The sequence below is a fragment of the Blautia sp. HCP3S3_G3 genome (genome assembly GCF_052063365.1).
Taxonomy (GTDB): domain Bacteria; phylum Bacillota; class Clostridia; order Lachnospirales; family Lachnospiraceae; genus Blautia_A.
The window spans coordinates 122806-136626 of record NZ_JBQHXR010000007.1 but is presented as its reverse complement, the minus strand read 5'-3'; the positions used below and the strand labels follow the sequence as shown (position 1 = coordinate 136626).

Below are 13821 nucleotides of genomic sequence, written 5' to 3'. Positions count from 1 at the left end.
ACTGTCCAGAATCCTTGGCCTGGACTAAGGGTTTTATACGAACTTTCTGATGCAGGAATACTGATATTCAGGTCATTCCTGCCAGAATGGTTCGTATAAGGGCAGAGTTCGCATAATGTTTTTTATACGAATTTTCGTATAAAAAACAGAGACCTCTTTGAATGAGACTACACAGATGCAGTATGATGCGAATATCCTTCATTGTACCAGACAGCTTCATTATTCTGTACATAATGAAAACAGCATTGATATTGTTCTTTTTGCAAACGGCATTCCGGTGGTATCTATGGAATTGAAATGTCAGTTTACAGGACAGGATACAACAAATGCGATTAATCAGTATAAGTTTGATCGTGCCGGTAAGGATGCGATTTTTGCCTTTAAGGAAAGGGTATTGGTACATTTCGCTGTAGACCTTACCAATGTTTATATGACTACAAGACTTGAGGGCGCACACACTTATTTCCTGCCATTTAATCAGGGAAGTAATGGCGCCGGAAAAGTAGGTGGCAAAGGTAATCCGGTAAATCCAAATGGATATGATACAGCTTATCTTTGGGAAAGAGTACTCTGCAAAGACAGTCTGATGGAAATTTTACAGAAATATATGCACTTGCAGCAGGAGTACGATAAAAATGGAAATCTTGTGAAAGAGACTATGATTTTCCCAAGGTATCATCAGCTTGATGTTGTTACAAAGCTGTTGGAAGATGTAAAAAAGAATGGTTCAGGTAAGAGTTATCTGATCCAGCATAGTGCAGGCTCAGGAAAGTCCAATTCGATTGCATGGCTGGCACACAGACTTACCGGACTCCATGATTATGAAGACAATAAGATTTTCCAGTCAGTAATCATCGTTACTGACAGACGAGTGTTGGACAGTCAGTTACAGTCTACAGTATATCAGTTTGACCATGTGGAAGGTGTGGTTAAGAAAGTAGATAAAAATTCGGGACAGCTTAGAGATGCAATCAATGATGGTGTAGGCATTATTATTACTACATTACAGAAATTCCCGGTAATCTATAAAGAAGTGGATTCTGCAAAAAAAAGATTTGCGATTATTATTGATGAGGCACATTCTTCGCAGACCGGAGATGCAGCGAAAAAGTTAAAAAGAGCATTAGCTGATACTGAAGAAATTCTGAAAGAGTATGCCGAGATGGAAGATGAGGACGAGAGAAACCGCAAGGATGATGAGGACAAGCTATTAGACGAACTGGCAGCACAGGGGATGCATAAGAACTTATCATTCTTTGCATTTACAGCAACGCCAAAAGGAAAAACATTGCAGCTGTTTGGTCAGAAGGATGCGGAAGGAATCTACAGACCTTTCCATATTTATTCTATGAGACAGGCAATAGAGGAGCATTTCATCTTGGATGTTTTGCAGAACTATATGACCTACAAAATGTACTATAAGATTGCCAAGATTATTGAGGATAATCCGGAATTTGATACAACAGCAGGTTCAAAGGCTATTGTAAATTATGAGACACTGCATCCACATAATATCTCTCAGAAGACCGCCATTATGCTGGAACATTTTATGAATGTCACAAGACATAAGATAGGTGGCAGAGCGAAGGCTATGGTTGTTACACCATCCAGACTTCATGCAGTACGATATGTGCAGGAATTTAAGAGACAGATAAAAGAAAAAGGACTGAATGACCTTGAAGTGTTAGTCGCTTTTTCCGGTGAAGTGAAAGATAACGATGATGTGTTTACTGAAGAGGGAATGAACAAGGATAAAGAAGGCAAGACAATCAAAGAAAAGGCTTTACCGGAAACATTCCATACAGATGATTATGGAATCCTTGTTGTTGCGGAAAAATATCAGACAGGCTTTGATGAACCATTGCTTCACACCATGTTTGTGGATAAGAAATTGTCCGGTGTAAAGGCAGTACAGACTTTATCAAGATTGAATCGTACTACAAGAGGAAAAGTAGATACCTTTGTACTTGATTTTGTGAATTCAGCAGAGGATATCAAAGCATCTTTTGAGCCATTCTATGAGGAAACTGTGCTCTTGGAGGAAACAGATCCTAATGTTGTATATGACATGAAGAACACCTTGGATGATTTCAGGGTATATCAAAAATCAGAAGTGGATAAATTTGCAGATATTTTCTATCAGAGTGAGAATCAATCAGCTGGTGATCTTGGAAAACTCCAGGGACAGTTAAGACCAGCGGTAGACAGATATGAAGTACTTGAAGTTGAAAAACAGGATATATTCAAGTCTACATTGGCAAGCTTTAATCGTGTGTATGCCTATATTACACAGGTATGCAGGTTATTTGACAAGGATATTCACAGATTCAGTATTTATTCAAAATTCTTATACACAATGCTTCCTAAGGGACATGGAGGAGAGAAGATAAATATTGATGACAAAGTTCTTCTTGAATACTATAAGCTGGAAAAAGACTTTGAAGGTCCGATAGAGCTTGAAAGCACAGAAGGCGGATATACACCTATCTCCGGTGATTCCGGTCATAGAGAGCCTAAGAAAGACCCGTTGACAGTAATCATTGATAAGATAAACGAAAAGTATGGCACTCATTTTACAGAGATGGATAAAGTTCTTGTTCAGATGGAAAATGATTATGCCAATCAGGAGAAATGGCAGAGCTACGCAAAGAACAATGACAGGGCAACATTTATGCTGTTATTTGAAAAGGATTTTCCGAATATGGCAGCAGACAGATATGAGCAGAATGACCAGTTTTTCAGAAAACTGTTTGATGATCCTGATATGATGAGGCAGGTAATGGAGACTGTAGGTTCTGTATTGTATGAGAGATTGAAGAAGAAATATATCTTTGATCCAAAGTCGGGAGTAATTGAAGAGGCGACACCGGAGACTTATGTGGAAGATACATATTTGACGAAGAAATAAGGAAGTGAAAACATGCAGTTAGGATGGATAGATTTTTCAAAAGAAGACCGGCAGAAGGCATTCGATGTGATTAACCTTCTGAGTGAACAGGGAGCAGTCGATGAACTTGGAATCGGCGTTATTCGTGATGCTTTTGCCAATTATTTCTTTCCGGGGACATCTACCATCCAGACTAGAGCAAAGTACTTCCTTATTGTTCCATATATGTTAAGGGAGGCTGTTGATGGCAGGTATGGAAAGGATGCAAATAGAGTTTTAAGAGCTATAGATTCTGCTGAAAAAGATTGTGGCATCAGATTGTTAGAAGCAGATCCCAAGGCAGAAGGTGTTATTGGAAGTCGTGTATTGCCAAAGGGCTGGGTGGCAAGAAAACCATCAGATATCTACTGGAATGGAATTCGTACCTTTGGAATATTCTGTGATTATGGTCTGTCTATACCGGAGTATGTTTCATTGGCGGTAAAGCTAAAAGAACAGAAGTCTGTCAGCCGGTTAGGAAACAGAAATGATGATGCAGAGGAAAATGATAAGGATGATTCGGATGCAGGAGATATCGGCAATATTAGATTCTGGAATCTTCCGATTTATCATGATGATTGGAGAGACAACCTTACAATAGAGCTGACGCAGGAGGAAGCTTTCTATCTGGATAAGCAGATTCAGAAGTCAACGAAAGGGTCTCTTTTGGAATATGTGTTGAAAAATCATATTGATTTGAATGAATATGATGATTTTGCTTCTTTAACGGCTGAACTATCAGAAAAAGTAAGTGAAAAGCTGGCATATATGATGAAGCTTGCCTGCGATTTTAATAATCTGGTGTATATGGCGAGAGTAAGATACAATGTCATGCTTTCAGAAGACGAGAATACATACGCAAATGATGAATGGAGCAGGTTGCTTCCGGATATAAGGCATAATGCGACAGTAGATCTGGATGCAGTGTTTGGAGAATTGCAGCTGATAAATCCAAGGGCAAAGAGTTTTCTAAGTGGGATACAAACAGCATTTATGGCATCTGATATTGATATGGCTGATGAGCTGATTCGTAAGAGGGAACGGAGCCTGAAAGGAGCAGCCAGAGCAAAGTTAAGCAGAACAAAGGAATTTGATCATTCAAAATGGGTGGGCGGTGGAATGCTTGATTACAGATTCTCAAATGCCAGAAGGATTGTGAATGACATATATGCTGGGGAGGTGAATGCTGATGTTTAGACCGGATTCAAACCGAGATAGAACGGATTACAGCGGTATCTTGATGCCTCCGGATGGATATAGACTGGACAGAGCAGTAGGCACTACATATTCACTTGACCTGGAAGCACTCACAGCCGTGGCAATATGCCTTGGCTTATCAGAAGAAACAGATAGTAAACTTATGCAGAATCCCATTGGTATGCTAAATGCATTGCAGAAGGTATCAGATAAAATCGTGCTATTTTGTGAAGCTGGACAGATTAAAGTGCCAACAAAACCAACTGCACTATCTATTTTATTAGAGAAAATGGTAGTAGAAGTTGCACTGCCAAAGGACAGACAGCTTGGGAGATACCCGGCATTTCATCCGAAAACATGGATATTAGCATATGTAAACGCTGAGGGCGATAAAAAATATCGTTTTGTGGTAATGAGCAGAAATCTGACTTTTGACAGGAGCTGGGATATCAGCTTTGCAATGGATAGCAGTAAAAATGTCAGACAGAAGAAAAAGACTCAGCCTATCTGTGATTTTCTGGATTATCTTGTAACGAATGTGCATAATACCAGCAATAATGCCGGAAAGAAAAGAAACCTGATTCGTGGATTATGTGCAGACATTAAGGATGTATCCTTTTCACTTGATAGTAAAATATTTGGAGAGGATTTTGAAGTGCTTCCACTTGGTATTGGAAAAAATGCTTACCGGATGCAGGAGGATATTCTATTCTGCAAGGAAAGAGGAAATGCCAATTCGACATTTAATGAGCTTGTAGTGATGTCTCCGTTTTTATCAGAAAGTGTGATTGCAGATTTTAACCTGACAGACAGGGCATTGTCGGACTGTAAGAGAACACTTGTTACGAGACGTTCTGAGCTTGGAAAACTCAAAGCATCAGATGTAGATAATTTTACCATCTATGCATTAAAGGATGAGATTATAGATGGTGAGGAAGAAATTTCAGATGAACTCGCAGATAAAAAGAAACAGGATATTCATGCAAAAATCTATCTGAGAAGGAAATATTCAGATGTTGACCTGTATCTTGGTTCCATGAATGCTTCCTATTCTGCAATTAATAAAAATGTTGAAATGATGCTGTGGCTTGGTACAAAGAATATGTATCTGAATGGGGATAAATTCTTAGAGGATATATTCTGTGGACCGGTAGGAGATGCAAAGAATCCATTTGAGCAGGTTACAGTAGCGGATGCTGTTTTGGAAACAGAAAGTGACAATAGAAATCTGCTGGAGCAGAAAATTAAGGACTTGTGCCGAGTGAAAAGGCAGGCTGTAATTTCAGAAGATAATGAGAATGCTGGAAAGTACAAGATAGAGGTTGAGTTCAGTGGTATTGAATCTGATAGTGAGGTTACAGTATCACCATTTAATTCAAAGCAGGAGCAGACATTGTCAGAACATATAGAGTTTTCAGAGCTTGAGATCTTGCAGTTATCAGAGTTCTATGAGATTACTGCAAGATCAGGTGATGATACAATTCGCAGAATTATTATGATCCCTACAAGTGGTTTCCCGGATGACAGAGAAAGTGCTGCAGTAAACAGTGTGGTAAAAGATAGGGCATCATTTGTTGAGTACATAGCGTTTGTACTTGGTGATGATTATGTAGCATCTATGCTTGAAGGAAAGCAGATGGGAGAATCCGGCTTTTTTGCCAATTCGAGTGATGCAATGCCGGCACTCTATGAAAAGATGTTAAAGACATCTGTAGAAGGGCCGGAAAGAATAAAAGACATTGGATATGTGCTTAAGATGGTTACAGATAAGGATATTATACCGGATGAATTCCGTGAACTGTATGAGACTTTTTGTAATACTTTGAAAATCAGAAGATAACGAGGTGATGTCATGTTACAATTTAATATAGATGAAATTGAAAAGCGTACCCTTTCCGGTCTGAAGGATTTTCAAAGAGCGACTGTGGAGAGAGTGGATTATCTGTTCCGGCATAATCAGAATCGTGTGCTTGTAGCAGATGAAGTGGGTATGGGAAAAACTCTTATTGCCAGAGGAGCAATTGTAAAGACAGCAAGACTTAGAATCGAAGAGAAAGATGATCTGTTTAAGGTAATTTATATCTGCTCTAATCAGAACATAGCAAATCAGAATATCAGAAAACTTGATGTAACAGGAAAGAATGCCATCGGCTCAGTATCAGATACCAGACTGTCTATGCAGCATTTAAAGATTACTGAGCAGGAAAATGATCCGCAGATAAAGGAAGGTTTTATACAGCTTATCCCACTTACACCGGAAACATCTTTCCGCATGACCACCGGAGGTGGAAGTGTGCAGGAAAGAGCACTTATGTATGCCATTTTAAGGAGAATGCCGGACTTTAAAGGACATGTAACTTCTCTTGAAAAATTTATGATAATGGATGCTGTAAAAGCATGGGATGGATGGGCAAAATGGAACTTTGAAAATCGTGTGGCAGAATGCGAAAAGATGACGAAGGGTGTCTATCCACAAAATGTGATAGAAAAAATCCTTAATTATCAGGAGTATGAAAGTATAAGGGACATGCTGCTTAATCATTTGCATGAAAGAAGATACAATAAACAGCTTACATATTCCAATTACTATGTGATGAATAAGCTTCGTGTGATGTTTGCGAGAATCAGTGTATCTATGCTTGAGCCGGATCTGGTAATCATGGATGAGTTTCAGAGATTTAAGTTTCTTTTGTCATCCGATGACAGTGAGCTTGGTATTCTTGCACACAGTTTCCTTAGTGGACATGATACAAGGGTACTTCTGTTGTCGGCTACACCATATAAATTGTATTCTACCCTTGAAGAGATAGATGAAAATCAGCTTGATGAGCATTATGCAGAGTTTTTTCAGGTTATGAACTTTCTTTTTGATGATGAAGTCAAAGACATTAAATTTAAGGAAGTGTGGAAGAATTATTCCCATGCTCTAAGTGAGTTGAAGGCAGGGGACAGTGCAATTATCCGTATGAAGGAGCTGGCAGAAAATGCCATGTATCAGGGAGTCAGCAGGACAGAGCGTATATCTGTCATGGATTCCGGTGATTATACGGATGACAGCAGCGTGAAGCATCATTTGCAGATAGATGAAAATGACATAAACTCCTATATACAGATGTCACGATTGTTGTCAAAAACGGATTCAAATCATTCTTTACCGGTAGATTATGCAAAGAGCTGTCCGTATCTTATGTCCTTTATGAAGAAATATAAGATTAAAGAGCAGATTGAAAAATATTATATAAAACATCCAGATGAATTTGGAAGTGAAAGAGAACAATGTCTCTTGTGGCTGAATCGCAATAAAATCAATAAATATGATGAACTGCCGAAAACCAATGCAAGGCTTGAGGCACTGAAAGAAAAAGCATTTACCGGCGGTGCAGAAAAATATCTGTGGATTCCTCCATCACTGCCATATTATGAGATGCAGGGAGCATATAAAAACAGCAAAGGCTTTTCAAAAATACTTGTATTTTCTGCATGGGAGATGGTTCCACGAATGATAGGTGCGCTTGTTTCCTATGAGGCGGAAAGACTTACAGTTGGAAAACTGGTACATCAGATAAAGAATCAGGATAAGAAGAATACGGGGTATTTTGCGGATGGTTCGAGACGATACCCGGTGGCAAGGCTCAGGTTTAATGTTTCAAATGGAGAAGTAAGAGGCATGAGCCTGTTTGCATTGCTTTATCCTTCAAAGACACTTTCTGATATGTATTTACCGATTGAGTCATTGAATAATCATGAATCATTAGAAGTAATAGAGAAATCTGTACGGCTGAAACTGAAAGAGAAGCTTGCGATAATCGAAGAAAAGTATGGTGATTCGGGTAACAATAAGGAAGATGCCAGGTGGTATTATCTTGCACCGATGCTCATGGATGGAGTCATCTATGCAAAGCATTGGATAGAGGATATTGTGTGGGAAATGAATACAGACGAAGAGGATACAACATCTGAGGTCAGAAGCAGTTCAAAGGATAAGAGAAATAAGGGCTTTATTGCTCATATTGATAAGCTAAGAAGTTATTTGGATGCCCCGGAGGAGATTCATCTTGGAAGAAAGCCGGAGGATCTTCTGGAAACATTGGTAAATATGGTACTGGGTTCGCCAGCAATATGCATTTATCGTTCTAATGGAAGAAGCACAGCCAGAGCAACATCGCTTGCAAAGGTATTTGTCAATAATTTCAATTTGCCGGAGTCAACAGCTATCATTGATCTTGCTTATGGCAGATGCAGGGATGATAATTCCCATTGGCAGAATGTACTTAAATACTGTAAAGATGGCTGTTTTCAGGCAATGATTGATGAATATATCCATATGCTGAAAGAAACAGCAGGTTTTCAGTCGGATGGAAATCAGTATCAGATTGTGCATGACATGATGATGGATTCATTGAAGATACATACAGCCACCTATATCGCTGATACTTATCCTGATTTCAAAAAACGTATTAACGGAGCTGACAGGAAGAGTGATGGATGTCGAATAAGGTCGAGTTATGCAGTTGGATTTACAAAGGATGCAGGAGATAATTCCAAGGTAGTCATGCGTAAAGAAAATATCAGAAATGCCTTTAACTCACCAATGCGTCCATTTGTGCTCGCCACAACATCAATCGGACAGGAAGGATTGGATTTTCATAATTATTGTCGTGTGATTATGCACTGGAATCTTCCAAGTAATCCCATAGATGTAGGACGGATTTTGCGGACATTCAAAATAAAAAAGAATGTGGAGGTAACAGACAATGGCAAAATCATTATTTGAGGAACTGGGCGGCAAATACGAAAGGCAAGGGGATTATTTGATACCGTGCTTAACTGTACCCGCCGAAGAAGAACAGGCAATAGGCATCTGGGGGCAACGGCATTTAGATTATCTAAAACAGTACCGTAAAGTTACATACACCAATCTTCTTACAAGCGGCAGGCTAAACGCCTACCTTGCCGACATCAACAGACAGGCACAGGAACGCTTTGAAAGGCTCATAGAGGGTATGAAACAGGCACAGGGCATAACGGAACAGCTAAAGGCAGAAAACGCCTTAGAATGGACAGGATGCCTCAATAACATAAGGGCTTGTGCGAGGGAGATTGTGGAAAAGGAAATTATTTTTGCATAAACAGATGATTAGTGGCAGGGGGAAATCCTGCCGCTTTTTCTGCTTTAGTTTGTCAGCTTGACAAATAAAGGGTTAAGGAATATAATTAGATTCAGTATTATACAAGGAGTTAATAAATATGCGGCAAGGTATTCTTAAATAAACTGTCAATTTGATAGTGGGAACAAAAAGTAGCAGTCCCGTTTCACTTTTAATATGGGGCTTAGTTTTTTGTACCCAGTTTAAGAATACTTTTATCATGTAATTTTATATGCCCGAAAACATATAAGTGTTTTGGGGCTATTGGAGTTATTTACCCAGTGATAGGAGTATTTATCACTGGGTATTTTTATGCCCTTTTTTGGGTGTTGATAGGAGGAAAATCACATGAAAATAATTAACTTAGGCATTCTGGCTCACGTTGACGCAGGAAAGACAACATTAACGGAAAGTTTATTATATACCAGTGGTGCAATTGCAGAACTAGGGAGCGTAGATGAAGGCACAACAAGGACAGATACAATGAATTTGGAGCGTCAAAGGGGAATCACTATCCAGACAGCAGTGACATCTTTTCAGTGGGAGGATGTAAAAGTCAACATTATAGATACGCCAGGCCATATGGATTTTTTGGCGGAAGTATACCGTTCTTTATCCGTATTAGACGGAGCAGTATTATTAGTTTCTGCAAAGGATGGCATACAGGCACAGACCCGTATACTGTTTCATGCACTACAGATAATGAAGATTCCGACAATTTTTTTCATCAATAAAATTGACCAAGAGGGGATTGATTTGCCAATGGTATATCGGGAAATGAAAGCAAAGCTTTCTTCGGAAATTATAGTGAAGCAAAAGGTTGGGCAGCATCCCCATATAAATGTAACGGACAATGACGATATGGAACAGTGGGATGCGGTAATTATGGGAAACGATGAACTATTAGAGAAATATATGTCAGGGAAACCGTTTAAAATGTCAGAACTGGAACAGGAAGAAAACAGGAGATTCCAAAACGGAACGTTATTTCCCGTTTATCACGGAAGCGCTAAAAACAATCTGGGGATTCGGCAGCTTATAGAAGTAATTGCCAGTAAATTTTATTCATCAACGCCTGAAGGTCAATCTGAACTATGCGGGCAGGTTTTTAAGATTGAATATTCAGAGAAAAGGCGGCGTTTTGTTTATGTGCGTATATATAGCGGAACATTGCATTTGAGGGATGTTATTAGAATATCTGAAAAAGAGAAAATAAAAATCACAGAGATGTGTGTTCCGACAAATGGTGAAATCGTCCCGGCTGACCATGCCTGTCCGGGAGAAATTGTTATTTTAGCTGATGATACTTTGAAACTGAACGACATTCTGGGAAATGAAAAACTCCTGCCTCACAAAACACGGATTGATAATCCCATGCCATTACTTCGGACAACGGTAGAGCCGCAAAAGCCGGAGCAAAGGGAAGCCCTGTTAAATGCCCTCGCAGAGATTGCTGATACAGACCCTCTTTTAAAATATTATGTGGATACTACAACGCATGAGATTATACTTTCTTTTTTGGGGAATGTGCAGATGGAAGTCATTTGTGCCATCCTTGAGGAAAAATATCATGTGGAGGCAGAAATAAAAGAGCCTACTGTTATATATATGGAAAGACCGCTTAGAAAAGCAGAATATACCATCCACATAGAAGTCCCGCCAAATCCTTTCTGGGCTTCTGTCGGGTTGTCCATAGAGCCGCTCCCTATTGGAAGCGGAGTGCAGTATGAAAGCAGAGTTTCACTTGGATATTTAAATCAATCGTTCCAAAATGCGGTTATGGAGGGGGTTCTTTATGGCTGCGAGCAGGGGCTGTATGGATGGAAAGTGACAGACTGTAAAATCTGTTTTGAATATGGATTGTATTATAGTCCTGTAAGTACCCCCGCAGACTTTCGGCTGCTTTCCCCTATCGTATTGGAGCAGGCTTTAAAAAAAGCAGGGACAGAACTATTAGAGCCATATCTCCACTTTGAAATTTATGCACCGCAGGAATATCTCTCACGGGCGTATCATGATGCTCCAAGGTATTGTGCAGATATTGTAAGTACTCAGATAAAGAATGACGAGGTCATTCTGAAAGGAGAAATCCCTGCTAGATGTATTCAAGAATACAGGAACGATTTAACTTATTTCACAAATGGGCAGGGAGTCTGCTTGACAGAGTTAAAAGGATACCAGCCAGCTATTGGTAAATTTATTTGCCAACCCCGCCGCCCGAATAGCCGTATAGATAAGGTTCGGCATATGTTCCACAAGTTAGCTTAACAGCTTGCAAAAGTCATATAAAATGAGATTTGAAAGGAGAATGTAACTTCATGTTTGCTAAAAATTCAAAGGCATATTCTGTCTACCTGCTGTTCCGATTTGTCTGTTCCCTGGCGGTTTCTATGTCCACAGTGCTTTCCATCGTGTACCACCTGGAGGTGGTGCAGCTGGATGCTTTCCAGCTTGTCCTGGTAGGGACGGTTCTGGAGACCTCCTGCTTTCTGTTCGAGATACCCACCGGTGTGGTGGCGGATTTGTATAGCCGTCGGCGCTCGGTGCTGATTGGAATGTTCCTCTACGGCCTGGGCTTTCTGATGGAGGGTGCGCTACCGTGGTTCGCGCCGGTTCTGCTGGCCCAGGTTGTCTGGGGTTGCGGTGATACCTTCATCACCGGCGCTCTGGAGGCGTGGATTGCCTCGGAGGAAGAGGACAAACCCATAGACAAGGTGTTCCTGCGGGGCAGTCAAATGGGGCAAATCGGCGGCGTTCTGGGCGTGGTGCTGGGCACACTGCTGGGAAACATAAACCTGCAAATGCCTGTCATCTTGGGGGGCAGTTTGTGCTTGTTGTTGGGGCTGGTGATGGTTCGCATCATGCCAGAAACCAACTTCTCCCCTGCTATTGAGGAACGGCAGGGCTTGCTTAAAGACTTTGTCTGCCTGTTCAAGCTCAACCTGGGCTTTGTGAAAGGCGCACCTGTGTTGCTGGCGCTCTTAGCAATCACACTATGCGGGGGACTTGCCAGTGAAGGCTTTGACCGGCTCTCCACCGCTCATTTTCTGGATGACACGGTAATACCCGTTATCGGGCCGCTGAACAGCGTCACTTGGTTCGGTGTTATCAGTCTTATCGGCAACGGCTTAGGTATTCTGGCTTCTCAGTTGCTCATCGCCCGCATGGAGAAAAAAGGGACTGTCAGCCGAACCAGTGTGGTCATGTCCACCAGCGCCGGGTATATCCTGTGCCTGGTTCTCTTCGCGGTGGGGCGGAGCTTTTGGTTCATGTTGTTGGTGTTCCTGCTGGCGGGGCTTATGCGCACCATCAAGGAGCCTGTGCTGGCCGCCTGGATGAACGACCATGTGGATGAGAAAATGCGCGCCACAGTCTTTTCCACCAGCGGACAGCTGGACTCTTTCGGGCAGATCATCGGCGGGCCTATTGTGGGGCTGGTAGCCCAGCAGGTGTCCATACCCTGGGGGCTGGTCTGTACCGCTTTCCTGCTGTTGCCCGCGCTGTTCTTAGTGCCGGTGGCGGGAAAGAAGCGGGATTGATATGGCATAGTTAAGTTTACTGACGAGCGGGAGATTACTTCCGCTCGTCTTCATTTAGTAGCGCAAAATTTGAGGACTCTTTATTTCCTTATTCGGTATAGCGGAGGCGGCTGTCAATTCGACATAATTTTCTTGTGATACTTTACCGTACATGAGCATTTGTTTCGTATTTGAAAGAACAAACTCACCAAATAAAAAAAACGATATTCGGGTGGGTTATTTTGTTATACCCTAAATTACCCTCTGAATTTGTTTTTAAATTTGGAGGGATTTTTTTATGTCCTTTTTTCGGGCAGTTACAGGAAAAGGGAAAATAGCAGTAAAGCCGGATAAAATCCGGTTATATGTCAACAAGGAAGAACTTTGCAAAGAATATGAAGATACTCTCCGAAGGTCAACAGAAGATACAGAGCTTCTCAAGGATTTGTTTGAGAAACTTGGTTTTCAGAGAAAAGACCTTAAAACAGTATATTTTAATGTCGATACAGAATATGAAAGCTATCAGGACAGAGATAAGAGCTGGAAGCGAAGATTTAAAGGTTATAAGTATAATCACCATATGAAAATAGAGTTTGCAGCTGATAATAAAAGATTAGGGCAAGTCCTTTACGCTTTGGCTCATAGCTCATTAAGGCCAGAGTTTTCTATTGAGTATACAGTGGCAGATGTAGAAAAATGTAAAAATGAGCTGTTACATAAAGCAATCGAGGATTCCATTCAAAAGGCACAGGTGCTTACAACAGCAGCAAATGTGAAATTGGGTGAAATACAGGCAATTGATTATTCTTGGGGAGAGATAGATTTTGTAACAAAGCCATTGAATGAAATGAGATTAATGGAGTGTACGGAATGTGAAATGAGTGCACCGGGAGCATATGATATAGATATTGAGGCAGACGATATTAATGTTACTGATACGGCAACTGTAATATGGGAAATTGCATAAAGAGGAAGATATAAATAGATTAGACGAAAAGCAAGAGGCACCGTTAAAGTAGGTACCTCCTTCTTT

The 13821-nt window shown here is 40.7% G+C and carries 8 protein-coding genes; all 8 read left to right on the top strand.

Annotated elements, in window-relative coordinates; translation table 11 throughout:
* Positions 1-157: 157 nt before the first annotated feature.
* The 8 genes from ACTNEW_RS09025 to ACTNEW_RS08990 all read left to right on the top strand — a co-directional run bounded on the left by ACTNEW_RS09025 (position 158) and on the right by ACTNEW_RS08990 (position 13755).
* The gene (locus ACTNEW_RS09025; RefSeq protein WP_441060093.1) at positions 158-2908 is read left to right on the top strand and encodes a type I restriction endonuclease subunit R; all 2751 of its coding nucleotides are present in this window, start codon (positions 158-160) and stop codon (positions 2906-2908) included.
* A gap of 12 nt (positions 2909-2920) precedes the next feature.
* Positions 2921-4123 (top strand): DUF6361 family protein, encoded by a 1203-nt coding sequence (locus ACTNEW_RS09020; RefSeq protein WP_186992400.1) that lies wholly within the window; start codon positions 2921-2923, stop codon positions 4121-4123.
* Entirely contained in the window at positions 4116-5963 is a 1848-nt protein-coding gene (locus ACTNEW_RS09015) for a phospholipase D family protein (protein WP_441060091.1), read from the top strand. Before ACTNEW_RS09020 ends, ACTNEW_RS09015 begins: the two co-directional genes overlap by 8 nt.
* 12 nt (positions 5964-5975) lie before the next feature.
* Complete coding sequence (locus tag ACTNEW_RS09010; RefSeq protein ID WP_231301769.1) at positions 5976-8897, top strand: hypothetical protein; 2922 nt, start codon at positions 5976-5978, stop codon at positions 8895-8897.
* Positions 8878-9252, top strand: coding sequence for a TnpV protein (locus ACTNEW_RS09005; RefSeq protein ID WP_001129922.1), 375 nt, complete (start codon positions 8878-8880; stop codon positions 9250-9252). Before ACTNEW_RS09010 ends, ACTNEW_RS09005 begins: the two co-directional genes overlap by 20 nt.
* A 366-nt stretch (positions 9253-9618) precedes the next feature.
* Positions 9619-11538, top strand: a complete 1920-nt coding sequence (gene tet(O), locus ACTNEW_RS09000) for a tetracycline resistance ribosomal protection protein Tet(O) (protein ID WP_015521635.1) — start codon at positions 9619-9621, stop codon at positions 11536-11538.
* Between the two features lie 50 nt (positions 11539-11588).
* Positions 11589-12809 carry a tetracycline efflux MFS transporter Tet(40) gene (gene tet(40) / locus ACTNEW_RS08995; RefSeq protein WP_024407615.1) on the top strand — a complete coding sequence of 407 codons (1221 nt, stop codon included), beginning with the start codon at positions 11589-11591 and terminating at the stop codon, positions 12807-12809.
* A gap of 277 nt (positions 12810-13086) precedes the next feature.
* Complete coding sequence (locus ACTNEW_RS08990) at positions 13087-13755, top strand: SIMPL domain-containing protein (RefSeq protein ID WP_055182586.1); 669 nt, start codon at positions 13087-13089, stop codon at positions 13753-13755.
* The last annotated feature ends 66 nt before the right edge of the window (positions 13756-13821 follow it).

What these genes read in the sequence shown, in the direction of transcription:
- ACTNEW_RS09020 (WP_186992400.1), top strand. Translation starts at nt 2,921, where the DNA reads ATGCAGTTAGGATGGATAGATTTTTCAAAAGAAGACCGGCAGAAGGCA.
- ACTNEW_RS09015 (WP_441060091.1), top strand. Translation starts at nt 4,116, where the DNA reads ATGTTTAGACCGGATTCAAACCGAGATAGAACGGATTACAGCGGTATC.
- ACTNEW_RS09010 (WP_231301769.1), top strand. Translation starts at nt 5,976, where the DNA reads ATGTTACAATTTAATATAGATGAAATTGAAAAGCGTACCCTTTCCGGT.
- ACTNEW_RS09005 (WP_001129922.1), top strand. Translation starts at nt 8,878, where the DNA reads ATGGCAAAATCATTATTTGAGGAACTGGGCGGCAAATACGAAAGGCAA.
- ACTNEW_RS08990 (WP_055182586.1), top strand. Translation starts at nt 13,087, where the DNA reads ATGTCCTTTTTTCGGGCAGTTACAGGAAAAGGGAAAATAGCAGTAAAG.